The organism is Peribacillus suis (genome assembly GCF_059384845.1).
In genome coordinates this window covers 1,397,733-1,423,379 of the sequence record NZ_CM182019.1, presented here as the reverse complement: position 1 = coordinate 1,423,379, position 25,647 = coordinate 1,397,733, and the positions used below count along the sequence as shown (strand labels likewise).

Annotated in this window: 21 protein-coding genes; 2 read left to right on the top strand and 19 right to left on the bottom strand. The window is 43.9% G+C overall.

Going from position 1 to position 25,647, the window contains the following annotated elements; genetic code table 11:
* Positions 1-70 precede the first annotated feature (70 nt).
* The 7 genes from priA to AC503W_RS07030 all read right to left on the bottom strand — a co-directional run bounded on the left by priA (position 71) and on the right by AC503W_RS07030 (position 8,815).
* Positions 71-2,482, bottom strand: coding sequence for a primosomal protein N' (gene priA / locus AC503W_RS07060; RefSeq protein ID WP_494916542.1), 2,412 nt, complete (start codon positions 2,480-2,482; stop codon positions 71-73).
* Between the two features lie 6 nt (positions 2,483-2,488).
* Positions 2,489-3,691, bottom strand: coding sequence for a bifunctional phosphopantothenoylcysteine decarboxylase/phosphopantothenate--cysteine ligase CoaBC (gene coaBC, locus AC503W_RS07055; protein WP_402868234.1), 1,203 nt, complete (start codon positions 3,689-3,691; stop codon positions 2,489-2,491).
* Positions 3,692-3,955: 264 nt separating this feature from the next.
* On the bottom strand, positions 3,956-4,162 hold the full coding sequence (gene rpoZ / locus AC503W_RS07050) for a DNA-directed RNA polymerase subunit omega (protein WP_402868232.1): 207 nt from the start codon (positions 4,160-4,162) through the stop codon (positions 3,956-3,958).
* A 3-nt stretch (positions 4,163-4,165) separates the two neighbouring features.
* Positions 4,166-4,780 carry a guanylate kinase gene (gene gmk, locus AC503W_RS07045; protein WP_402868230.1) on the bottom strand — a complete coding sequence of 205 codons (615 nt, stop codon included), beginning with the start codon at positions 4,778-4,780 and terminating at the stop codon, positions 4,166-4,168.
* A gap of 10 nt (positions 4,781-4,790) precedes the next feature.
* Positions 4,791-5,054, bottom strand: coding sequence for an extracellular matrix/biofilm regulator RemA (remA, locus tag AC503W_RS07040; RefSeq protein WP_034313813.1), 264 nt, complete (start codon positions 5,052-5,054; stop codon positions 4,791-4,793).
* Between the two features lie 54 nt (positions 5,055-5,108).
* Entirely contained in the window at positions 5,109-5,984 is an 876-nt protein-coding gene (locus tag AC503W_RS07035; protein WP_402868228.1) for a YicC/YloC family endoribonuclease, read from the bottom strand.
* A gap of 152 nt (positions 5,985-6,136) precedes the next feature.
* Positions 6,137-8,815 (bottom strand): calcium-translocating P-type ATPase, SERCA-type, encoded by a 2,679-nt coding sequence (locus tag AC503W_RS07030; protein WP_494916540.1) that lies wholly within the window; start codon positions 8,813-8,815, stop codon positions 6,137-6,139.
* Positions 8,816-9,138: 323 nt separating this feature from the next.
* Between AC503W_RS07030 and AC503W_RS07025 the strand changes: the two genes are divergently transcribed.
* Together AC503W_RS07025 and AC503W_RS07020 are read left to right on the top strand one after the other, a co-directional pair.
* Positions 9,139-10,866, top strand: a complete 1,728-nt coding sequence (locus AC503W_RS07025) for an Rqc2 family fibronectin-binding protein (protein ID WP_427591080.1) — start codon at positions 9,139-9,141, stop codon at positions 10,864-10,866.
* A 385-nt stretch (positions 10,867-11,251) separates the two neighbouring features.
* Positions 11,252-12,001, top strand: coding sequence for an FxLYD domain-containing protein (locus AC503W_RS07020; RefSeq protein ID WP_402956233.1), 750 nt, complete (start codon positions 11,252-11,254; stop codon positions 11,999-12,001).
* A gap of 283 nt (positions 12,002-12,284) precedes the next feature.
* On the opposite strand, the gene pyrE is transcribed toward AC503W_RS07020, so the two are convergent.
* From pyrE to lspA, 12 genes are all read right to left on the bottom strand, one after another.
* Entirely contained in the window at positions 12,285-12,920 is a 636-nt protein-coding gene (gene pyrE, locus AC503W_RS07015; RefSeq protein ID WP_427686428.1) for an orotate phosphoribosyltransferase, read from the bottom strand.
* Positions 12,914-13,630: an orotidine-5'-phosphate decarboxylase gene (gene pyrF, locus AC503W_RS07010; RefSeq protein WP_427591078.1), complete on the bottom strand. Its 717-nt coding sequence runs from the start codon at positions 13,628-13,630 to the stop codon at positions 12,914-12,916. Before pyrF ends, pyrE begins: the two co-directional genes overlap by 7 nt.
* The gene (locus AC503W_RS07005; RefSeq protein WP_494916538.1) at positions 13,602-14,543 is read right to left on the bottom strand and encodes a dihydroorotate dehydrogenase; all 942 of its coding nucleotides are present in this window, start codon (positions 14,541-14,543) and stop codon (positions 13,602-13,604) included. Before AC503W_RS07005 ends, pyrF begins: the two co-directional genes overlap by 29 nt.
* A complete protein-coding gene (locus tag AC503W_RS07000; RefSeq protein ID WP_427686433.1) occupies positions 14,540-15,319 on the bottom strand; it encodes a dihydroorotate dehydrogenase electron transfer subunit in 780 nt (259 codons plus the stop codon). Before AC503W_RS07000 ends, AC503W_RS07005 begins: the two co-directional genes overlap by 4 nt.
* A complete protein-coding gene (gene carB, locus AC503W_RS06995) occupies positions 15,316-18,522 on the bottom strand; it encodes a carbamoyl-phosphate synthase large subunit (protein WP_403080025.1) in 3,207 nt (1,068 codons plus the stop codon). The genes AC503W_RS07000 and carB overlap by 4 nt, the downstream gene beginning before the upstream one ends.
* A complete protein-coding gene (locus AC503W_RS06990; RefSeq protein ID WP_402868214.1) occupies positions 18,501-19,607 on the bottom strand; it encodes a carbamoyl phosphate synthase small subunit in 1,107 nt (368 codons plus the stop codon). The genes carB and AC503W_RS06990 overlap by 22 nt, the downstream gene beginning before the upstream one ends.
* Complete coding sequence (gene pyrC / locus AC503W_RS06985; RefSeq protein ID WP_494916535.1) at positions 19,604-20,890, bottom strand: dihydroorotase; 1,287 nt, start codon at positions 20,888-20,890, stop codon at positions 19,604-19,606. Before pyrC ends, AC503W_RS06990 begins: the two co-directional genes overlap by 4 nt.
* On the bottom strand, positions 20,853-21,788 hold the full coding sequence (locus tag AC503W_RS06980; RefSeq protein WP_402956219.1) for an aspartate carbamoyltransferase catalytic subunit: 936 nt from the start codon (positions 21,786-21,788) through the stop codon (positions 20,853-20,855). Before AC503W_RS06980 ends, pyrC begins: the two co-directional genes overlap by 38 nt.
* 191 nt (positions 21,789-21,979) lie before the next feature.
* On the bottom strand, positions 21,980-23,290 hold the full coding sequence (locus AC503W_RS06975; protein ID WP_494916534.1) for a solute carrier family 23 protein: 1,311 nt from the start codon (positions 23,288-23,290) through the stop codon (positions 21,980-21,982).
* Positions 23,291-23,445: 155 nt separating this feature from the next.
* Positions 23,446-23,988 (bottom strand): bifunctional pyr operon transcriptional regulator/uracil phosphoribosyltransferase PyrR, encoded by a 543-nt coding sequence (gene pyrR / locus AC503W_RS06970; RefSeq protein ID WP_402868570.1) that lies wholly within the window; start codon positions 23,986-23,988, stop codon positions 23,446-23,448.
* Between the two features lie 195 nt (positions 23,989-24,183).
* Positions 24,184-25,101, bottom strand: a complete 918-nt coding sequence (locus tag AC503W_RS06965) for an RluA family pseudouridine synthase (RefSeq protein ID WP_402868207.1) — start codon at positions 25,099-25,101, stop codon at positions 24,184-24,186.
* Positions 25,094-25,564: a signal peptidase II gene (lspA, locus tag AC503W_RS06960; RefSeq protein ID WP_402868205.1), complete on the bottom strand. Its 471-nt coding sequence runs from the start codon at positions 25,562-25,564 to the stop codon at positions 25,094-25,096. The genes AC503W_RS06965 and lspA overlap by 8 nt, the downstream gene beginning before the upstream one ends.
* Positions 25,565-25,647 lie beyond the last annotated feature (83 nt).

Here is a 25,647-nt window from a genome sequence, read left to right as displayed (position 1 = left end):
CCTCCTAATATAAAAAACAAAACTTACTATATAAAAACGCAAGCCTGAACAGCTCGCGATATCATAACAACTACATCATAATCTGCGGATTTAAATCAATGGAAATCTGCAGGTGATTTTGGGCCGTTTCCTTTTGATAATGCTCCAAAAGCGTTCGTAAATGGTGATAAAGCTCCGGCTCTCGTTTGTATTTTATCAGACATTGGTATCGATATCTATTGTTGATTCGACTAATTGGGGAGGCGACCGGCCCGAGGACGATAGAATCCTTATGCAGTCGCGAACTCAGGAAATTAGTAATCTTATCCGTCACACTCACGGTTTTCATCAAGTCCTCATGAGAAACCGTTACGAGGATTACATAATAATAAGGAGGATAATGGGCTTGCCTCCGGATGTACATCTCCCTTTCATAAAATGCATCGTAATCCTGCATAGCGGAAAGCTCTATACTGTAATGCTCAGGCGTATAGGTTTGGATCACCACTTCACCAGGAAGTGTATGTCGCCCTGCCCTTCCGCTGACTTGCGTCAATAGCTGGAATGTCTTTTCCGAAGAACGGAAATCAGGCAAATGCAGCATCGTATCGGCTGAAAGCACGCCAACCAACGTAATATTCGGGAAATCAAGGCCCTTGGCAATCATTTGGGTTCCAAGCAGTATATCCGCTTTTCCTTCACCGAATGCATTCAGCAGCCGCTCATGTGATCCCTTCCTACTCGTCGTATCGACATCCATCCGAATTACTCTTGCATCAGGGAGGATCTTGGCAAGTTCTTCCTCCACCTTCTGTGTACCCGTTCCAAAGAATCGGATATGGTCACTCTCACACTCGGGACACACAGAAGGCATCCCTTCCTCAAACCCGCAATAATGGCATTTCATTATATCATTAAAGCGATGGTAAGTGAGGGAAATATCACAATTTGGACAGTTGATCACTAATCCACAACTACGGCACATGACAAAGGAGGAATGCCCACGCTTATTTAACATCAGTACCGTCTGCTGTCCCTTTTCGAGCCGATCTTGCAACTTCGTGAATAGCAGTTCGGAAAACATTGAGCGGTTTCCCGATCTTAGTTCTTCCCTCATATCCACGATATCGACTGCAGGCATAGCATGTTTATTCATCCGCCGACTGAGGGTCAATAACTGATAGACATTTTTCTTGGCACGGGCAAAGGATTCTAGGGTAGGGGTGGCACTTCCGAGGATGACAGGGCATTGATAGGATTTCGCTCGTTCAATCGCAACATCCCTTGCATGATAACGCGGATTTTCTTCTTGCTTGTAACTCGCCTCATGCTCTTCATCAATGATGACGATCCCAAGATTCTCAAATGGAGCAAAAACGGCCGACCGTGCCCCTACCACTACTTTTACTTCTTTACGATGAATTTTCCTCCACTCATCATATTTTTCTCCAACGGATAAACCACTATGCATGACCGCAACCTGCTCGCCAAAGCGTTCTTTAAACCGTTTCACCGTTTGGGGAGTCAAAGAAATTTCCGGAACCAACATGATGGCTTCCTTCCCTTTCTCCATAACCGAAGCGATGGCCTGTAAATACACTTCTGTCTTCCCACTTCCCGTTACACCATATAAAAGGAAAACGTCATGTTCATCCTGTTTAATCTTCTCCTGAATGGGCCCAAGCGCGGCAGCCTGCTCATCTGTTAATGTGAAGGGATTGGATTTATTAAATACACGGTTTTCATAAGGGTCGCGGTATACTTCTTGTTCCAGTTCGACCAATGCCCCTTTTGCCACAAGGGACTTCACCGTCCCACTAGAAGCATTAACCAATTCAAGAAGCTCCTTAAGCGGTATCGGGTCTGGGTGTTCAATGAAATATTGGATGAGCTCCTGCTGTTTTCTTGCATTTCCGGATAGCGACGAACCCATTTCTTTCAATTCCATTGGAGATACTAACGGTTTTATAACCCGTACCGTCTTTTTATTTAGACGGTTTTTCACAAAATACACTAACTCTAAATTGCCTTTTTGCAACTCTTTTTGAAGAAGGGAAGCATGTTCCCCTTCTATCGCATCTTTCCATGATAGCGAATCATGCTTGCCAAAAAGAGCTTGTATCATCGTGGACAGCTGGGCCTTTTTACCGTCTACGATATTGATGACTTTTTCATATTTTGCTTTCATTGCTGCCGGTAGCATCGCTTGCAGCGCCGAAATTTTGAAACACATGGCCTCTTTCGTCAACCAGTCACCAAGTTGCAGCAATTCATCATTTAAAACAGGCTCCAAATCCATCAGTTCTTTAATATGGCGGAGCTTAGCAAATTCACTTTTATCTTTTAGCCCCGTTACGAATCCCTGCACCATTCTGGGACCAAACGGAACAATGACTCGCATGCCAGGTTTAATGACCTGGATCCATTTCTTAGGAATTCGATAATCGAATTCCCTATCCGTTTGTTTTGCAGGTACATCCACTATGACGGATGCAATATCCATTAGACATCAATCCTTTTGCATGCAGGATACTTCTGCCAAAATACTTTTGGCGATATCCGCTTTACTCATTTTTGGAAGTTCGATGGAACGCCCATCCTTATTAAAGATCGTAACAATATTTGTATCCGTGCCGAAGCCTGCACCCGATACCGTAACATTATTGGCTACGATCATATCGGCATTCTTCTTCACCAATTTCCCTTTTGCATACTCTTCCACATTATTCGTTTCGGCTGCAAAACCGACTAAGAGCTGATGAGTCTTATTCTTGCCCAATTCCATAAGAATGTCCTTTGTCCGTTCAAATTCAATCACATTTTCACCAGGCTGTTTTTTCATTTTCTGTTCATGATAGAATTTGGGTTTATAGTCGGCAACCGCAGCCGTCATAATTACCACATCACTCGAGTCAAATTGCTCAAACACCGCTTCATACATATCTGCGGCTGATTCGACGGGAATGACCTTCACCTTCGAAGGCGGAGCCAAACTCACGGGCCCGGTGACCAAGGTCACATCGGCTCCCTGATTGGCTGCCTGCTCGGCAATGGCATAGCCCATCTTGCCACTAGAATGGTTCGTCACGAAGCGTACAGGATCGATTGCTTCACGGGTAGGCCCCGCCGTGATTAAGAATTTCTTACCCTTAAGTGGTTTCAAGCCAACTTCCCCAAAGTATTCTTGTAGATGTTGTACAATCGTTTCCGGTTCTTCCAGTCTTCCCTTTCCTACATAGCCGCAAGCCAAATACCCTTCACCGGGCTCTATGAATTGATAACCAAACGTACGAAGCGTCTCCATATTCTTCTGCACAGCCGGATGAGCGTACATATGGACATTCATAGCCGGAGCTACCCAAACAGGGGCCTCCGTTGCAAGCAACGTGGTCGTGATCATATCATCCGCGATGCCATTGGCTATCTTGCCAATAACATTCGCTGTGGCAGGCGCCACCAGGACAATATCCGCCCAATCAGCAAGGTCGATATGGGCAATGACCGAGGAATCTTTTTCATCAAATGTATCGGTATAAACATCATGTCTTGAAAGTGCCTGAAAGGTAAGAGGCGTCACGAATTGGCGCGCCGAGGCACTCATGATCACCTTAACGTGAGCCCCTGCCTGCGTCAGTTTACTGGTCAGGGCTGCAGCCTTATATACAGCAATTCCGCCAGTGACACAAAGTAGAACCTTTTTATCGATTAGCATGCAAATTTCCCCTAACTATACATTCTATTATTAACTAATTATGAAGGTTTACAGGTAAAATTTCATTATATATGCGCAAGAACCTTGGTAAGTGTCAATAAAGTCCATAACCGCTTTTTGGATTGCTGTTTGTTTGCTCCTATCCAAAATCAAAACAAACAGGCCTGACACACCTTTGCCGCAGGAAGGAAGCAAGTTCCAAAAGTAATGCATCCTGTTTGCTGTTAGGGTGTCAGGCCCGATAGGTCAAGCTTAAGTGTTCAATTATTTTACTTCAGATGAATTATCATATGATAATTTACCAGAATAGATTTCTTCAAGGGCACGACCGACTGATTTGTGAGAAACTGGTTTAGCAATCATGCAGTTATCTTTAATTTGCATTTCTCTAGCACGCTTGGCTGCCACAGATACAAGTGAGTATTTTGAATCGATTTTCAGTAATAATGAATCAATAGATGGATATAACATAGTTTATTCCGCCTCCAACATTTTTTTATAAAGAACAGCAACTCTTTCCCGACGGCAATGTTCGGCAATTACAATTGCATTAATTCTAGCACAAGCAGCATCTACATGGTCATTTTCAACGACGTAATCATACAGATCCATAAGCTCTATTTCCTCTTTAGCCACCTTCATGCGCCCTTTGATCGCTTCCTCCGTCTCGGTACCACGGGTTACGATCCGACTTTCAAGTTCACTCAAGCTTGGCGGGGCAAGGAAAATGAATAGGCCTTCAGGAAACTTTTCCCGAACCTGCCTAGCTCCTTGTACTTCGATTTCAAGAAAAACATCTTTTCCGGAATCAATCGTTTCTCGGACATAATCAACAGGTGTTCCATAATAATTGCCGACGAACTCCGCATATTCCAGGAGCTTTCCTTCTTCAATCAACGCTTCGAAATCCTCACGCTTTTTAAAGAAATAATCTACCCCATCCACCTCACCTTGCCGTGGAAGTCGTGTCGTCATCGAAATTGAATACTCGAATGCCGTACCCGGCTGAGAAAAGATTGCCTTTCTTACGGTACCCTTACCCACACCTGATGGGCCGGACAAAACAATTAATAAACCTTTTTCTCTCATAATCTTTCAGTTACCCCTCTTCTACGCTATCATCTCGATCTTGAAGCCTTGCTGCAACCGTTTCCGGTTGAACGGCGGATAAGATGACATGGTCGCTGTCTGTAATAATAACGGCCCTTGTTCTTCTGCCGTATGTAGCATCTATTAATGATCCGCGATCACGGGCATCCTGGATAATCCTTTTTATTGGAGCAGATTCAGGACTTACAATGGATACGATCCGATTTGCGGAAACGATATTACCAAAACCAATATTAATGAGCTTAATTGACATTTTTGTCCCCCATTCATATTCTATTGTCGCCTTGACAGGGTTATCATAAACCGATTATTCGATATTTTGAACCTGTTCCTTCAATTTTTCAAGCAGGCTTTTCATTTCAACCACTTCTTTTGTAATGGCTGAGTCATTTGCCTTTGAACCGATCGTATTGACTTCCCTGTTCATCTCTTGAACGAGAAAATCCAATTTCCTCCCAATCGGTTGGCCTTGCTTAAGGGTATCCGAAAACTGTTGCACATGGCTATCGAGCCTAGTCAATTCTTCATTTATATCACATTTATCCGCAAATATGGCCGCCTCTGTGACAATGCGACTATCTTCAATCATTCCATCAGTCAACTCGGAAAGCTTTATTGTCAGTCGATCCTTATATTGCTTTACAACAGAAGGCGCATAGGTTTTAACCCCCGCTACAATCTCAGCAAACTTCTTTAACTGACTTTGCAAATCACTGGCCAGCCCCTGTCCTTCCTGAACACGCATTTGTTTCAGGTTTTCTAGGGCACCCTTTACTGATTCCATAAGCAACTTTTCCAAATCACTAGGAACGGTCGCTACTTCTTCCATCAAGAAAATCGATTCGAGTTGCAGTATATCTTGAAGCGAAATGGAACCGCCAAGGTTATATTTCCCCTTCACTGCATCCATCAGGCTTACATATTGATCTGCAAGATTCCAATCGATATCAACATTTTTAGAAACCAGGCTTTTCCCTTCGACCGTTATGAAGAGTTCCACCCGTCCCCTTCTTATGTATTCACTCGCCATTTTTTTCACTTTTTCTTCCAGAACCAACAGCTGGCGCGGCATTCGAATCGTATATTCGCAGAAACGATGGTTGACGGTCTTGATTTCTGCAAAGACCTTGACCTGTTCGTTTTGTGATTCTCCTCTTCCATAGCCCGTCATACTGGTAACCATGTCTCCACTTCCAATCAAACATAATGTAGTAACTTGGTATGTTCATTCAATCTATATCAGCTTTTTCACGTCATGATCAGTATAAATAAAAGGTTCTAAAAATAAAAAGGTAATAGAGAAAGACTCTATCACCTAAAAGATTATATCATATTTTATTGTGCTTTTCTTGCTAAAAAGGTTCCCGCCAGTAAAAAAGTTGGGATTGATGACATTCCTACCACTAATAGCCAATCCCTGCCCGAAATCGGAACGGTGTGAAAGATTGCCTGTAGCGGCTGTACATACATGACAGCAAGCATTAACAACAGGGAAGAGAGCACTGCTCCCACTAAATACAGATTGCCAAACGGATTTCTTGAGAAAATGGACTTTTCACTCCGACAGTCAAAAACATGGATCAACTGGGCAAGTACAAGGGTTGCAAATGCGATGGTCTGTGCATATGCAAGATTATCAGGATTCGCACGATATACCACATAAAAGGCAATTAACGTCGAGATCCCAATTAAAAAACCACGTGAGAGGATTTTCCAGCCTAGTCCCCTCCCAAAAACCCCTTCATTAGCATTTCTCGGATTCCTTTTCATCACATCTTCTTCAGGATCATCGAGACCCAAAGCCATCGCCGGGAGTCCGTCCGTCACCAAGTTGACGAATAGGATTTGAATGGGAATCAATGGTAAAGGTAAGGCACAAAGCATGGCGAAAAACATGACAAGAATTTCACCAACATTCGATGCCAACAAATACCGGATAAACTTCCGAATGTTTTCATAGATGTTCCTTCCTTCTTTAATAGCCGATTTAATCGTGGCGAAATTATCATCGACCAAAATCAAGGAAGAAGCCTCCTTTGCGACGTCTGTACCCGTGATGCCCATTGATATACCGATATCGGCCGACTTTATTGCCGGAGCGTCATTGACGCCATCCCCCGTCATCGCAACAACATGTCCTTTATTCTGTAAAGCCTTCACGATTTTCAACTTATGTTCCGGGGAAACACGGGCGAACACAGACACTCCTTCAACGATTTCTTCGAGCTCGTCAACTTCCATCGCCGATAATTGATGACCTTCGAGTACACGGTCTTTCCCTCTTAAAATACCAAGTTCTTTAGCAATAGCCCTGGCTGTTATAACATGGTCGCCCGTTATCATGACCGTTTTAATTCCCGCATCCCGGCATTCCTTCACTGCTTGTTTCACTTCAGGACGAGGTGGGTCTATCATGCCCTGCAGCCCCATGAAGGTCAAATTCCGTTCGGCCTCTGTCTCATGGAGTAGAATGGTTCCCTTTGAAAGTGGTTTGTAACCCACTGCAATCATCCGAAGTGCACTTGATGCAAGCTCATTCATTTTCAGTTGAACCCGTTCCTTGTTTTCCCGATTTAGCGGGTCCGTTCTACCGTCCACTAAAATCGTATCACTCTGGGCTAGCAAAACATCTGGTGCCCCTTTTACTACGACAAAATGGTTTTCTTTATCATCCTTGACTACAACACTCATCATCTTCCTTTCAGAATCGAATGGAAACTCCCTCACGATCGTGAACTGGTTTGACAAATGCTCCCTCGTCAAACCCGCCTTCATCGCCGCTACTACCATCGCGCCTTCTGTCGGATCTCCGTCAAGAATATATCCTTTACCTCTCTCATTTACCTCGGCTTTGTTGCAAAGAATCCCAAATGTCACCATTTGGAGGAGAGCCTTTTCATTTTTTGGAGCGACCGAAACTCCTCCTGAAGAAAACTCCCCAGTCGGATGATATCCTGTCCCACTTACATCCCATGTCTTCCCGCCACTCCAAATTTTCGTAACCGTCATTTTATTCTGGGTCAATGTTCCAGTTTTGTCGGAACATATCACTGTGGCACATCCAAGCGTTTCAACCGCAGGCAACTTCCTGACAATGGCCTTTTGTTTAATCATCCGTTGAACGCCAAGAGACAAGGCTACTGTCACAATGGCAGGCAAGCCTTCCGGGATGGCCGCAACAGCCAAGGAAACACCGGCTAAAAACATGGTATAAAGATCATGCCCTTGAAGGACACCCGTTAATACGACGACTCCAGTTAAGATCAACGCGGTAATGATTAAGATTTTTCCCAATTGTTCCAATCGTCGTTGTAGTGGCGTTTCCTTGGTTTCTGCTGTTTGAAGAAGGTCCGCTATCTTCCCCATTGCTGTGTTCATTCCTGTCGCGACAACAATTCCAATACCATTTCCTCTAGTGACCATCGTTCCCATGAACGCCATATTTTCCTGATCCCCGATGCTTTCCGCCTCGCCCATTAATGGATCGGAGCATTTCACGGCTGGAATGGACTCGCCAGTTAGAGCTGATTCTTCAATTTCAAGGCTGGAATGGTCGACGATCCGTAAATCTGCCCCTATTCGGTCCCCGCTTGCAAATTTCAAGATATCCCCTACTACCACTTCCCTTGAAGGGATCTTCAGCCATTGCCCGTTCCTTAATGCCTGAACCTGTGGGGCTGTCATTTCCTTTAAGGCATCCAATGATTTTTCAGCCTTACGTTCTTGAAAAAACCCAAGTACCCCATTTAAAAAAACAATGGCAATGATGGCAATCGCATCGATATATTCACCCAAGATGCCAGAGACCAAGGTTGCCGCAAGCAAGACAATGACCATAAAATCTTTAAATTGAGCGAAGAACAGTAAAATGGCAGATTGCTTTTCCCCTTCTTTCAGTTCATTGAATCCTTGCTTGTTCAGCCTGTCCTTTACTTCTTTCTCATTCAAACCAGCTTTCACGTCCGTTTGAAGCGCCTTCTCCATTTCTTGCTTATTCATTTCCTTGAACTCCATCGAGTATCACACATCCCTTTGAATAGAATGAAATAGGCCCCAGTATACATGCTCAAAACAGGCACTTAGCGTTGCTCACCCTCATCCGCCTGCATACTAAACTACATAAAACAACTGCTCTTCTTCCATGATTATTCAGACTCGTCCAAAAAAATGCTATAATTAATCTGAAATTGCACAAACGGATTATCCGACCTACCGATGGATTAATGAATGTCAGGAATAGACTCATTCCCATGTTTATTCCAGTAATATAGGCAACCATTTTAAAACGGCTATTGAAAGAGCCTTATAGAAAATCTTATGTAAAGGAAGTAAAATGAATGTCATTCGATGGATTATTCACGAAAGCGATAACGGAAGAAATCGCTTCTTTATTAAAAGGCGGGCGCATCAATAAAGTGCATCAGCCCTATAAAAACGAAATCATACTGGTGGTTCGGGCTGGAGGTAAAAATCAAAAGCTACTATTATCTGCACACCCGAGCTATTCAAGGGTACAGCTGACAGAAGAAAGCTATGAAAATCCGAAAGAGGCACCAATGTTCTGCATGCTGCTCAGGAAGCATCTGGAAGGATATACAATCGAGGACATCTATCAACATGAGCTAGATCGGATGATCATCCTCGAAGTGAAAGGTAGAAATGAACTGGGCGATGTTTCCCAGAAACAGCTAATCATCGAAATTATGGGTCGTCACAGCAATATCATCTTAGTTGATAAAGAGCGGAATATGATTTTAGACAGCATCAAACATGTATCACACGCTGTGAACAGCCACCGGGCGATATTACCTGGCCAGGAATACATTCTCCCCCCAGAACAGGAGAAGCAAAATCCATTTGACTCCACTGACGATGATATAAGGAAATCGCTGGACTTTAATGCTGGAAAGCTTGACCGTCAGCTAGTAGCCCATTTCTCAGGAGTTTCACCCCTAGCGGCTAAAGAGGCCGTTTACCGTGCTGGTTTGGCGAACAGTTCGACACTTCCACCTGCTTTCTCTAGCCTCATAAAAGAGATTGCAGATCGAGAGTATGTCCCGACCATCAAACAAGATGGCAGTAAAGAAGTTTTCTATATGCTTTCCCTGAATCACCTGACGGGTAAAGAAAGGTCATTTCCATCCTTAAGCGAGATGCTTGACCGCTATTACTTCGGGAAAGCCGAACGGGACCGCGTCAAGCAAAAGGGCCAGGATATAGAACGCTTCATTACGAATGAAATAGAAAAAAACTCAAAAAAAATCGGCAAATTGGAACGTACGCTAAAGGAAACGGAACGCGGGGAACAATACCAACTGTTCGGTGAATTGCTGACAGCCAACTTATATCAAATGAAAAAAGGCATGAAGGAAATCGAGGTCATCAATTATTACAATGAAGATCAAGAGACTGTCGTTATCCCGCTTAATCCATTAAAAAACCCATCTGATAATGCACAGAAGTACTTTTCAAAGTATCAAAAGTCCAAAAATGCGGTCGTTGTCGTCCAAGAGCAAATCGAAAAAGCCCAACTGGAATTGGCTTACTTTGAAGCCTTGCATCAGCAATTGCAGTCTGCCTCACCAAAAGATATCGAGGAAATACGCGAAGAACTACAAGAAGAAGGCTACATCCGCCAGAAAAAGAAAAAGGGCATGAAAAAACCTGCCAATGCCAAACCGCAGCTTGAGACTTATTACAGTAGTGATGGAGACCTCATATTTGTCGGGAAAAATAATAAGCAAAATGATTACTTGACGAATAAATTTGCCCGTCGTGATGAAATCTGGCTTCATACGAAGGATATTCCCGGCTCACATGTCGTGATTCGGAATGAATCACCAAGTGAAAATACGATAAAGGAAGCTGCCGCTTTAGCTGCATTCTTCAGCAAAGCCAAGCAATCAAGTTCGGTGCCTGTCGATTTCACCCAAGTTCGCCATGTAAAGAAACCAAATGGATCGAAACCTGGGTTTGTCATCTATGAACAACAGCAAACCGTTTATGTTACCCCTGATGCCGATACGGTCATTTCTTTAAAAGAAGCGACACACGTAAAAGGATAAGTATTAATAATAACAATACCCTGTGAACTGCACCCCGCTTGTTAGACATGACCTAACAAGCGGGGTGCAGTTTTTATTTTGGTTGAAGCATCATCTTAGAGATGGTAAAAGTGAAGAATATACTAATAGAAATCGTAAAGAGAAGGGCCCTTTTGATCTCATGAAAAAATGATGCCTTGAATGTCACCAGGTCGAAAGTCTTGTTAAATAGTAAAACAAAAAAATAAATACATATTTTAGAAATCGATATGGAATAAATACCTATTCAAAGATCTATGCTTCTCTAGTCCATCATTTGTAAAGCACTGAAGGTTTGATTTTTTCAACAAAATCCGTAAAAACTATGGTAATATAGTTCCTATTGTAAAAGGGAGGAATTATTTCAATGAAAAAAATATGGAGTATGAGTCTTTTGTTGGTGGTTTTACTATTGACTGCCTGTTCAGGTGAGGAACAAACTGTTTCAACTGAGAAAGGTTCTTCTACCAATACAAAAGCTGAACAAAAAGATAAAAAAGAAGCGAAAGTAGAAATAATGCAAGAAACATTCGGTGCTTGGAAAGATTCTATTGATTCTGTTTGGGTGAACTATTCTGCCGAAGTGAAAAATACCGGAAATGCCCCTGCTTCGTTAAGTGATATCCAAATTAATTTTGAAGGGGAAGACGGAAGCGTCCTTGGTACGGCCAGTATGATAACGGCTACACCTGATGTCATCATGCCAGGTGAAACGGCGTATATTGGTGAATCCACTATTTTAGATTCTGTGAAAGACCCTAAATTGGTCAATAAAGCGTATTCTAATATAGATTTCGATACAACAGATGAGGAACCAGCCTATTTAAAAACGGAAAATGTTAAGTTGAACGCTTTGAGCGGTGATTTTTCAGATAATCCTTATTCTGTCACAGGGAATGTGATAAATGACGGGGATGAAAAAGCGGATGACATTCGTTTGGCATCTGGTTTATATGATGGAGAAGGGAAATTGGTAGGCGTATTGAATGGTTCATTAGATATTGGGTTGAATGCAGGTGGAAAAACGGCATTCGAACTGAACTATCCAGAACTTCCAGCTACCGTCAAAGGAAAAGCGAAAGAAGTAAAAACTGTTGCTTACAGTTGGAAGTGGTAATTTAATAGTATAAAAAAGGCTATTTTATTAAAAAAGTGATAACTAGAATGTTTCCACATGAAACAAACTTTGGTACACCGCTTGTATTAGTGGTGTGCTTTTTTATGTTAATACGAACCCTGATCACCCCCTTTTACTTCCACCATAGCCAAAACTGTAATGGCATAGTATATGTGTCATGGGGGTACGGTACCAAAAAAGTATAAAACAGCACCCCATATTCAGTAGAGAATACGTGGTGCTGTTTAAGCGTACCTATCAAACATCAACCCATTAGCTCTATTTATGCAGAAATCCAGGCGGAGTCTTCGGGATTTTCACGCCATTTTTTTAGCTTTTCCAGTTCCCCTGCAGTAATATAGCCTTTTTCATTAGCCACTTTAATCAATGAGGAATAATCACTTAAGGAGTAGTTCGTAATGTTTTCAGCAGTAAACTTTTCTTTTCCCTTTTCTAATTCGTATGTAAAGATGGAAACGACCCCAAGGACCTCGCATCCTGCTTTTCTAAGAGCGTCTACTGCCGTGATGACGCTACCGCCTGTAGATATTAAATCTTCAACGACAACCACTTTTTGACCTGACAAAGCACGCCCCTCAATTTGATTGCCCTTTCCGTGTTCCTTCGCTTTCGAGCGGACATAACACATCGGCAAATCCATTCTATCACTCACCCAAGCGGCATGCGGTATTCCAGCCGTGGCGGTGCCAGCGATTAGCTCAGTATCCGGGAAGTTCTGTTCAATCAACTTTTTCAATCCCTCGGCGATTTCATTCCGAACCGCTGGATAGGAAAGGGTCAAACGATTATCGCAATAAATGGGTGACTTGATTCCAGATGCCCACGTGAATGGTTCATTTGGCTGTAGGAATACCGCTTTGATTTCTAAAAGTCGTTCTGCAATTAATTGGTTTAACATCGAATTCCCTCCCAAGATGCCTTCATGTCTAAATATGTTTGTAATGGATCTTTTGCAGATGTTATTGCTCTTCCTACCACGATTGCATCGGACCCTATGATCCTTGCCTGCTCAGGAGTGGCTATTCTGTGTTGATCATGTGTTGGTCCACCTGCATTACGGATGCCTGGCGTGACCGTCATAAATTGGTCGCTGATATGTTCATGGATCCTTCTTACTTCATGCGTCGAGCAGACAACACCATCAAGGCCGGCCTGGCCTGAGAGCTTTGCATAGTGCAGTACTGCATCTTCAAGTGTTCCGTTGATGTTTTGTTCGAAATTCATTTGTTCCTGTGACGTACTTGTCAGTTGGGTCACCCCTATGCATAATGGGCGTTTTTCTCCGGTAGCCGTTCCACTATCAAGCCCTTCAAGTGCCGCTTCCATCATTCTGCTTCCGCCGGCCGCATGGACATTCACCATATCCACATTCAATGTAGCAAGCCCCCTCATTGCCATTTTGACCGTATTAGGGATATCATGAAGCTTCAGATCCAGAAAAATATCATGCCCTTGTTCTTTTACAAATGAAATGATTCCCGGTCCGTTCTGATAAAACAACTCCATCCCGACTTTAACTGCTAGTTTCTCCGAATGAAAATGTTGTAAAAATTGCTTCGTTTGAATCAGGCTAGGAAAATCAAGCGCGATGATTAACGATTGCTTCATTCTGCTTCCAACTCCTTCCGGTACATTGCGAAATATGCTCAAATCCTAACTCATCCAACAATTTGGGCAATTCTTCAATAATCGTCGGGCACACAAAGGGATCCACAAAGTTTGCTGTTCCCACCGCAACTGCGCTTGCACCTGCATAGAAAAATTCAATGACATCCTCCGCAGAAGAGATGCCGCCCATACCAATGATTGGAATCGAAACTTGCTGACTCACTTCATAAATCATCCTAAGTGCGACTGGTTTAATGGCAGGACCAGACAATCCACCAGTCTTGTTTGAAAGGATCGGCTGACCCGTTTTTAAATCCAACCGCATGCCGACTAGCGTATTGATCATTGTCAGACCGTCGGCCCCTCCCTCTTCAACCGCTGTGGCCATGGCTACAATATCGCTGACATTGGGAGAAAGCTTCACATAAACAGGGACCGAGGAAACTTCCTTTACTGCCTTAGTTACTTCCTTTGCAACTTCGGGAATCGTCCCAAAAGCGATGCCGCCTTCTTTCACATTCGGGCAGGAGATATTCAATTCAAGTGCCACGACATTCTCTGCCTTGCTTATGTCCCGGGCAACTTTCACATAATCGGCTATATGGGATCCGGCAATGTTTGCGATGATCGGCACATCATATTTATCGAGCCACGCCAATTCTTCATTGATGACTTTATCCAGACCCGGGTTTTGCAATCCGATTGCATTCAGCATCCCAGAAGAGGTTTCGGCGACACGCGGTGTCGGATTGCCAAAACGAGGCTCTGGTGTGGTCGCTTTAATCATGATGGCTCCCAATATATCCAAATCAAAGAACTGGCTGTATTCACGCCCGAATCCAAAACAGCCTGAAGCTGGCATGACCGGATTTTTTAAGTGTAAACCGGGTAGTTCTATCGATAATCTGCTCATAGTACCACCTCTCCTGAACGAAATACGGGTCCGTCACTGCATACCTTCTTATAACTAAAGCCTTCCGGATCGTCTGCAGTGTGACATACGCAGGCAAAACAAGCACCGATGCCACACCCCATCCTTTCCTCTAGCGATAGATAAAGCTTCTTGTCGCTATACCCCGCTTCCAACGCCTTCAACATCGGCGTTGGCCCGCAGGAAAAGACCGTTTCAAATTCCACACCCAGCTTCTCGATTACCGTCGTAACGAATCCTTTTGTCCCATATGATCCATCCACCGTTGCAATATATGTATCTCCTAATTCACTAAACTCTTCTTCATAAAAAACGGCGGCCATCGTTTGGAAACCAAGCACATGAATAACCCGAACGCCTCTGGCAACCAGCATTTTTGAGAGCTGGAACAGGGGAGGGACGCCTATCCCCCCACCGACCAACAATGCAATCTCTCCAGCTTTCGCTTCATCAACCGGAAAGCCGTTGCCAAGTGGGCCGAGAATATCTACCCCTTCCATCTGCTTCCGCTGGGACAATAATGTTGTTCCCTTCCCTTCAGCCCGGTAAATCATCGTGAATTCCTTTTTGCTTTTATTGTAAGAAGAAATCGAAATCGGGCGTCTTAGCAGCGGCTCGGTACCTTCCGTCGGTTTAATTTGGACAAATTGCCCCGGCTGCTTCATTTCAGAAACTAACTCACCTTGTAGGGTTAGCTCAAAGATAGATGGAGCCAGCTCTTTATGTGTCAACACCTTCATTGTTTCCTTCTTGATCATGTATAGCTCACCTCACGACTTTTTTTCGTCTTTCCCATGGCTTCCGTCGAGAATGTCATGGATTCGATCACTCTTAAAATGGCTTCTGCTGTATCCAATGATGTCAAGCAGGTAACTCCATTTTCAACCGATTCACGTCGAATCCTGAACCCATCCCGCTCCGGTTGCTTCCCTTTTGTCAATGTATTGATGACGAACTGGGCTTCGCCATGACGGATGACATCCAACAGATTCCTGCCTTCTTCTCCGATTTTTCCTACGACAGCAGTTGGGATGCCCGACTCTTCCAGCATATTCGCCGTTCCACTTGTGGCAATTAGCTTGAAGCCGATGTTATGGAAGCGTCTGGCTAATTGAAGTGCTTCCTGCTTATCTTTATCCGATATGGTTAACAAGACCGTCCCATGGCTTTGTATGGTGAAGCCGGAAGCGACAAGTCCTTTGTATAGGGCCTTTTCAAGTGTGCTATCTTTCCCCATGACTTCCCCAGTCGATTTCATTTCAGGCCCGAGTGATATATCCACTCCTCTTAATTTAGCAAAAGAGAAGACAGGCACTTTTACATAGACCCCGGTTTGTTCGGGAACCATTCCTGACTGATACCCGTGACTTTCAAGGCTTTGTCCCAGAATCACCTTTGTTGCGAGGTTCGCCATGGGTACATTTGTAATTTTACTTAAGAATGGAACCGTACGACTTGAACGTGGATTCACTTCAATGACATACACTTCGTCGTTACTGATGACATATTGGATGTTCAGCAAACCAATGATTTTCAATCCTTTTGCCAATCTGGTGGTGTAATCGATGATCACTTCTTTTTGCTTATCCGTCAGGCTTTGGGGCGGATAGACGGCAATCGAATCGCCCGAGTGAACCCCTGCCCGTTCGATGTGTTCCATGATTCCAGGGATGACCACGGTCTTGCCATCCGAAATGCCGTCGACCTCCACTTCTTTACCCGTTAGATACCGATCGATCAGTACCGGGTGTTCCGGATTGATTTTCACCGCATTTTTCATGTAATGAAGCAACTCTTCTTGTTTGTAGACAATTTCCATCGCCCTTCCTCCGAGTACATAGGAAGGCCTTACTAAAACCGGGTATCCGATATCTTCAGCAATGATGATCGCTTCTTCGACGGACGTGGCCGTTTTCCCTTTAGGCTGTGGAATGCCCATTTCTTGGAGAGCGGTTTCGAATTTGTTTCGATTCTCCGCACGGTCCAGGTCTTCTAAAGAGGTACCGAGTATTTTTACACCCCGATGAACTAACCCCTCTGCAAGATTGATGGCGGTCTGCCCGCCAAATTGAACGATGACCCCTTCTGGTTTCTCCAAGTCGATGACATGCATCACATCTTCAAGTGTCAACGGCTCGAAGTAAAGCTTATCGGAAATACTGAAATCTGTTGATACCGTTTCAGGATTATTATTGATGATGATTGCTTCATAGCCCGCTTCCTTAATGGCCCACACGGAATGTACGGTCGCATAGTCGAATTCAACACCTTGACCAATTCGGATTGGACCAGACCCCAGTACGATGACGCTTTTTTTATCCGTTACCACCGATTCGTTTTCCTCTTCATACGTTCCGTAAAAATACGGCGTTTCTGATTCGAATTCTGCGGCACACGTATCAACCATTTTATAGACTGGTATGATTCCATGCTGTTTTCGATATTCATATACATTGATTTCAGCGACTTCCCAGATTTCCGAAATGGTTTTGTCGGAAAAGCCAAGCTCTTTAGCCTTCTGCAGGACTTCCGTGTCATAAATATGAGTACGTAACTCTTGTTCAAAGTCGATGATTTTCTTCAGTTTATGAAGGAAGAATAAATCGATTTGACTCCATTCGTGAATGGTTTCTATCGTTTTTCCTCTTCTTAATGCCTCACCGATATAGAATAACCGTTCATCTCCCGCTTTCCGGATTCTTTTTTCAATTAATTCATCATTGAAATTCTCACTCAACTCGAGGTGATATACCCCGGCTTCAAGGGAACGAACAGCTTTAAGTATCGATTCCTCGAATGTTCGGCCAATCGCCATGACTTCTCCAGTTGCCTTCATTTGCGTGCCGAGTCTACGGTTGGCACTTTCAAATTTATCGAACGGCCACCGAGGGATTTTCGTGACGACATAATCTAGCGCCGGTTCGAAGCTGGCATACGTTTTGCCCGTAACCGGGTTCATCATTTCATCTAGCGTCAAACCGACTGCAATCTTAGCCGCAAGTTTGGCTATCGGGTATCCTGTCGCTTTCGATGCGAGTGCCGATGAACGGCTTACCCGTGGATTGACTTCAATCACATAGTATTGGTAGCTATCTGGGTCAAGGGCCAGCTGAACATTACAACCACCCTCGATTTTCAAGGCACGAATGATTTTCAATGAAGTGTTCCTAAGCATTTGGTACTCTCGGTCACTTAGCGTTTGACTTGGTGCCGCAACAATCGAATCACCTGTATGTACACCGACTGGATCGAAGTTCTCCATATTACATACGACTATCGCATTATCATTGGAGTCTCGCATCACTTCATATTCCACTTCTTTAAAGCCGGCAATGCTTTTCTCAAGAAGGCATTGATGGACAGGGCTGCTTTTCAAGCCGCCTTCAACAATCTCAATCAATTGCTCTTCGTCTTCACAGATACCGCCTCCTGTTCCCCCCAATGTGAACGCGGGGCGAACGATGACTGGATAGCCGACTCGTTCCACGAACGCATAGGCCTCATCTAAATTATGTATAATGTCGCTATCCGGAACCGGCTCATCGAGTTCATTCATTAACGTGCGGAACAAATCCCTATCTTCCGCTTGTTGGATGGCAGAAAGTTTCGTGCCCAGAATCTGGACGTTGCATTCTTCCAATATCCCTGCATTGGCCAATTCTACGGCCATATTCAATCCCGTCTGTCCGCCCAAAGTCGGAAGCAAGGCATCCGGACGCTCTTTGCGGATGATTTTACTAACAAATTCCAGGGTGATCGGTTCGATATAAACCGCATCAGCCATTTCACTGTCGGTCATGATCGTCGCGGGGTTTGAGTTGATCAGAATTACCCGGTAGCCCTCTTCTTTTAATGCGATGCATGCTTGAGTTCCTGCATAATCGAACTCAGCGGCCTGGCCGATTACGATTGGACCAGAACCAATAACTAAGATGCTTTTTATATCTGTGCGTTTTGGCATGTTTCTTCCCCCTTTGTAGTGGCAACTTCAATGTTCCGTAAAAATTCATCGAAAAGATAATTGGCGTCTTCCGGTCCTGGTGACGCCTCCGGATGGTACTGAACCGTAAAGGCCGGGTAATGTTTATGGCGTAAACCTTCGATGGTATCATCATTCAAGGCAGTATGTGTAACGGTAAGGTCGGTATGTTCGATTGAATCCGTTTCGACTGTGTAACCGTGATTTTGCGAAGTAATGGACACTTTTCCCGTACGAAGATCCTTTACTGGATGGTTGGATCCGCGATGACCGAATTTTAGTTTGTCTGTATCTGCCCCGTTTGCAAGCGCGAACAGCTGATGGCCCAGGCAAATTCCGAATAGTGGGACTTCTTTCTGGATTGTCCGAATCATTTCTAACGTTTCCCGAACGCTTTTTGGGTCTCCAGGTCCATTGGACAGCATCACTCCATCCGGATGATAGTTCATGATCTCCTGTGCCGTGATGTTATAAGGAACGACCACGACGTCACACCCACGTTTCGTCAACTCTCGTAAAATACCATGCTTCATTCCGTAGTCGACTAGAACCACTCGCGGTCCCCTACCTGGACTTGAGTAGGCCGTTTTAGTAGATACCTGTTTCACTTGAGTGGTCGGGAGTACCGTTGCTTTAAGCTGGGCAATAACCTCATCGGCCTTCTTATTCATATTACAGAGCGCCCCTTTAAGAGCACCTGTCTTTCTGATGATCCTTGTCAGCTTTCTCGTGTCAATCCCGGAGATTCCAGGGATATTCTTCATTTTCAAATAGTCATCAAGTGATAATTGGTTGCGCCAGTTAGAAGGAAATTCTGCAGTTTCCTTCACGACGAATCCCGCTATGGCTGGATTGATCGATTCAAAATCGTCTCGGTTGATTCCATAGTTCCCAATTAGCGGATATGTCAAAGTAACAATTTGACCACAATAAGATGGATCAGATAAAATTTCTTGATAGCCTGTCATCCCTGTGTTAAATACGACTTCCCCGATTTTCTCCACGTCTCCACCGAATGCTTCGCCAATGAAAACCGTACCATCTTCTAAAATAAGCTGTCTTTTCATCCCTGAACACGTCCTTTTTCCCAAGCTAACTTTCCTTCTGAAATCGTCATGACCGGCCACCCCTGACATTTCTTGTCATGGAAAGGTGTATTTTTTCCCTTTGAAGCGAATTCTTCTTTATTGATCGCCTGTTTTGCATTCAAATCGATTAACGTGATATCCGCCACAGCTCCTTCTTTTAGCTGGCCGAATGGAAGCGAGAAGCAATCAGCTGGTTTGATGGTCAGGAAGTCTACCAACTGTTTCAGAGTGATGATTTCTTTTTTGACCAATTCCGTATAAAGCAGCGGGAAGGCCGTTTCTAGACCTACAATTCCGAATGGAGCAAGCTGCATGCTTTGCTCTTTTTCCTCGACGCTATGAGGGGCATGGTCTGTTGCGATGAAATCGATGGTTCCATCAAGCAAGCCTTCGATTAAAGCATCACGATCTTCGCGTCCCCTTAAAGGAGGGTTCATTTTATAATTCGTATCAAGCCCTGGTATATCATCTTCTGAAAGTAATAGATGATGTGGGGTCACTTCCGCAGTGACTTTGATACCGGCACGTTTAGCGTCTCTTACGGTTCTTACCGATTCTTTCGTTGATATATGGCAGACGTGGTAATGGCAGCCTGCCGCTTCCGCAAGCAATATGTCACGGGCAATATGTACAGCTTCGCATACAGAAGGAATTCCATTGATTCCATTTTCTTTGGAGAATCTCCCCTCATGAACGGAGCCTTTATTGATTAAGCTATTATCTTCACAATGGGCGACCACAGCCATATTAATGGCAGCTGCCCGCTTCATCGCTTCAAGCATCATTCCTGCCTCTTGAATGCCAACACCATCATCCGTAAAGGCGAATGCCCCTGTCTTCTTCAGTGCTGAAAAATCAGTCAGCTCCTTGCCAGCTTCTCTAATCGTGATCGAAGCATAGGGCAACACGCGAACATGTGCCGTTTCTTCAATTTTTTTATTCAACGCCCCAAGGTGCTCCACAGTATCAGGTACAGGTCTTGTATTGGGCATGGCTGCTACTGTCGTAAAGCCACCTCTGGCCGCCGCCAAGGTTCCCGTTTCAATGGTTTCTTTATGTTCTCCCCCCGGCTCACGTAAATGTACATGAAGATCTATGAATCCTGCTGTAACAAGCAGCCCATCAGCATCTACTACTTTACTATCTTCCGTAGCCAGGTTCTCCCCTATTTTCGTGATGAACCTTCCCTCTATTTCTATATCTGCTTTCTTGAATTGATTTTGATTATCTAGCAATACTCCATTTTTGATGACAGTTTTCATGAGTGTTTCCTCCCTTATTTTTTTCAAGCACATTTTTTAACACAGCCATCCTGATAAAAACGCCATTTTGCATTTGTTTGAAGATTCTTGAGCGGCTGCATTCGACCAAATCACTGTCAATCTCAACTCCGCGGTTAATGGGGGCTGGATGCATGATGATGGCACATGGTTTCATCGTTTTTTCACGAATCTTATTCAAGCCAAACCTTTTCAAATACTCCCCATTTTCCACGTCATATTTATCACTATGCCTTTCATGTTGGATTCGGAGCAACATGACCACATCCGCTGTCGCTACAGCTTGATCGATATCTTCGTATTTCGCCAATCCATTGTTTACGTCAAACCATTCGGGAGGACCTGAGAATACAACTTCTGCACCTAGGCGAGTGAGTGCGTCTGCATTGGATTTAGCCACACGGCTATGCCTCACATCTCCAATAATCGAAATTTTCAGACCTTTAAAACTAGTAAACTCTTGCTTTATCGTCAATAAATCGAGCAGAGACTGTGTCGGATGATTTCCGCAACCATCACCCGCATTGATGATGGGGATATGTAATTTGCCTCTCAACTCATCAAAGTAGTTGTCCTGCTCATGACGGATGATGAGAGCTTTGACTCCAATCGATTCAAATGTTTTCGCTGTGTCGTATAAGGTTTCTCCTTTTAACACGGATGATGTCCCCGCATCAAAAGGAATGACCTCAAGTCCTAATTTCCTTTCAGCCATTTCAAAACTTGATTTGGTTCGCGTGCTTGGCTCAAAGAACAGATTGGCGACCATCGTCTGCTGCATAGGCATCCAGTTCGTTCCATTGGCAAACCCCTCTGCCTCGTATAAGATCGTTTCGATTTCAGTTAAAGATAGCTCATTCATCGTCAATAATTTTTTCATCATTCCTGCTCCTTTCACAATCTTTTTTTGTGATGCGGGGCATAAAAAAAGCCCCGTCATTTAAGGACAGGGTGAAGGTCATAAAGACTTGGAGTAATCGGGAAATTCCCCATTCCTTTCCTCTTCCGTCTTTACTGCAACACCCTTCTAAGTCTCTCTGGACTTCTTTTAAAAGGTGATTTATTTAATGTTTATTTTTCAAAGATGTTTTCGGTCACTTTTTCTCTGTCCGGCAATACCAAGTTAAGTACAATCCCCACTATTGCTGATAGCGCCATTCCGGATAAAGAAACATTTGCGGATAATTGTACGAATGCTCCACCAATCCCAATTACTAAGATGACCGAAGCAATCATCAAATTACGTTTTTTATCAAAATCCACTTTATTATCAATCAACATCCTTAAACCGCTTGAAGCGATGATACCAAAGAGAAGAATGGAAATCCCCCCCATGACGGCCGTTGGTATTGATCCGATCACCGCTGAAATCTTCCCGTTGAAACCGAAGATCATAGCAGTCAAAGCCGCACCACCGATGATGTAGACGCTAAATGCCTTTGTCATCGTCAGGACTCCGATATTTTCTCCATACGATGTAAGTGGCGGTCCCCCGATAATGGAACCGATCATGATGCCTGCGCCGTCACCAAGGATGGATCGATGTAAACCCGGCTTTTCCAAAAAGTTTCTACCTACCACTTTACTTAATACCATTTGGTGTCCGATATGTTCAGATAAGGTGACGATGGCGACCGGGACCATGATGGCGATGACTTCCCATGAAAAGGTGGGTGTATAGGTTATTCCAGGAATCATGAATTCCGGCATTTCCCACCATTTTGCCGTTTCAATCGGTCCATAATCGATAATGCCTGCAATTGCCGAACAGCCATATCCGACTATGATCCCCATCAATATTGGAATCAGGTTAAGGAAGCCTTTAAAAAACACGTTACAGATAATCGTAGCTGCCAAGGTGATGAGTGCTATGATGATGTAAGTAACGCTGTACTTGTCTTGCGGATCATACATGGCCATGTCAACTGCTGTCCCAGCGAGGCTCAGCCCGATTACTATGATGACGGGACCGACGACCACCGGTGGCAATAGAACCATCAACCAGCGTAAACCGACTTTATGAATGACCAACGCCACTATTCCATATATGAGTCCTGCTACAAAACAGCCGATCATGGCCGCTTCCGGTCCACCAAGTGACTTGGCCGCGATTATGGGTGCTATGAAAGCAAATGATGAACCAAGATAAGCAGGGATTTGGCCTCTCGTAATTAATAAGTATGATAATGTCCCTACCCCACTGGAAACCAATGCTACTGCAGGGCTCAGACCGACCAGGAATGGCACTAGCACCGTTGAACCAAACATCGCAAACAAGTGCTGGATGCTTAATGTCACCCATTGACCAAACCTTGGTACGTCTTCCACGTCGAGGATGATGTCTTTTCTTTCGTCTTCCATTTCTTTTCCCCCTATGAACATTGCATCTAAGCCACAAAAAAAAACCTCTTTGCAGCATATACAAAGAGGGTTTCACGGATGGGCCTGCCCTATACCTGTCAGGCTAAGGTCCCTTTCCATTTCACTCCCTTTGCCGGCCTCTCTGGACCGTTTTTAAAAGGGCAATATTTAATTTATCATTTCGCTAGTATGGTGACTTGATCGAGCTCGTCAACTTCCGTTAAAGTGACCGTAATCTTCTCGGATTGTGAAGTTGGAATATTTTTACCGACATAATCGGCACGGATTGGAAGTTCCCTATGGCCTCTATCAACTAATACAGCAAGTTGGATTTGCGAAGGTCTTCCCATATCCACCAAAGCATCCATAGCAGCTCTTACCGTTCTTCCCGTAAATAGTACATCGTCCACTAAGATGATTTTCTTATCAGTTATTGGGACCGGAATGTCCGAGCCTTTTACAACCGGTTCACCATCGTTCGTCTTTTTCGATAAATCATCACGATAAAGCGTTATGTCTAATTCACCTAATTGAATTACTTTATTTTCTATTTCACCGATGCGCTTGGCAAGTCGATCAGCAAGGAAGATCCCCCGGGTCCTAATCCCGATTAAGACACAATCCTCAATCCCTTTATTCTTTTCAATAATCTCATGTGCAATTCTCGTCAAGGCTCTGCTGATGGCCTTTTCATCGAGCACGATTGCTTTCTCATTCAAATGGACCACCTCAATTTCTTTTGAACTGTGAGAGCTCTCCTTCAACAAAAAATCCTCACACCAAGAAGGTGTGAGGATTTTCCTACAAAAGGGTATATGTTCCCCTTTTGCTATCCGTTTCCTTCTCAGTCTCTCTGGACTGTGTTAAAGGTTCTCATTAAGTTAATATAATACTATCTCATAAAAATGGTCTTGTCAAATACTACTTCTACGAAGTTGTTCGATTAGCTCCGTAAATTCTTTAGGAGCTGGCGCTTCAAACTCCATATATTCATTCGTCCGTGGATGAACAAAACCAAGAAGACCTGCGTGTAACGCTTGTCCGTCCAATTTCAACGTCTTTTTAGGACCATATTTAGGATCTCCCGCAAGAGGGAATCCGATATATTTCATATGAACACGGATTTGATGGGTCCGTCCTGTTTCAAGCTGACACTCTACTAATGTAAACGCGGTGAAACGTTCAACCACACGGAAATGAGTTACCGCATTTTTAGAGTTTGAATCCGTAACCGTCATGCTCTGACGGTCTTTTTTATCCCGGCCTATCGGGGCATCAACCGTTCCGAAATCATGGGGAATCACTCCATGGACCACAGCTTGATACTTACGGGTTACTGTTTTATCAACAAGTTGCTGAACAAGTTTCTCGTGTGCCATGTCATTTTTCGCAACCATCAATAAACCTGATGTATCCTTATCAATACGGTGGACAATACCTGGACGCATAACGCCATTGATTCCAGAAAGATCCTTACAATGGGCCATCAACCCATTAACAAGAGTACCTGTTACATGCCCCGGTGCAGGGTGGACAACCATTCCACTCGGTTTATTGACAACCAGTACGTCTTCATCTTCGTAATAGATATCCAAATCCATTTCTTCTGCGACTGCATCCAATTCCACAAGTTCCGGAATCAGCACTTCAATTTCGTCACCTATGCTACATTTATAATTGGACTTAATGGCAGCCCCGTTCACTAACACATGATCATCTTTGATCCATTGTGCAACTTGAGTGCGTGACCATTCCTCATTTAAAGTAGATAGAGCCTTGTCAATCCTTGTACCTTTTAGTGTTTCGTCGATGCTGTATAGCTTTTTATCCATTATCTTTCTCCTTAGCGTTTTTTTCTTCCAAGAACATGTGAATCACGAGCAGCACGACACCAATCGAAAGGGCGGCATCGGCAATATTAAATACCGGGAAACTATAGCTGAAAATATAAGTATGGACAAAGTCGACTACTTCCTGGCGAGCAACACGGTCAATGAAATTTCCTATTGCCCCACCTAGCATAAGACCTAGGGAAACTCCAAGCAGACGGCTGTTCTTCGCCATTTTCTGAATATAATAGACGACTCCAATAATGACAGCGATGGTGATGATGTAGAAAAACCACATTTGACCTTGTAGAATTCCCCATGCTGCCCCACGGTTACGATGCGAGGTAATATATAGAAGGTTTTCAATAATTTCAATGCTTTCTCCGTACTCCATTTTTTTCACAATCATCCATTTTGTCAGCTGATCGAAAGCTATGACCAAAAGGGCAATTAAGTAATAAAACACATTTCTTCCCCCAAACTAATCAAATCTTCACTTTTGAATTGTAGCATAAACTAGAAATAATGACTAATACCAAAAGCATTACA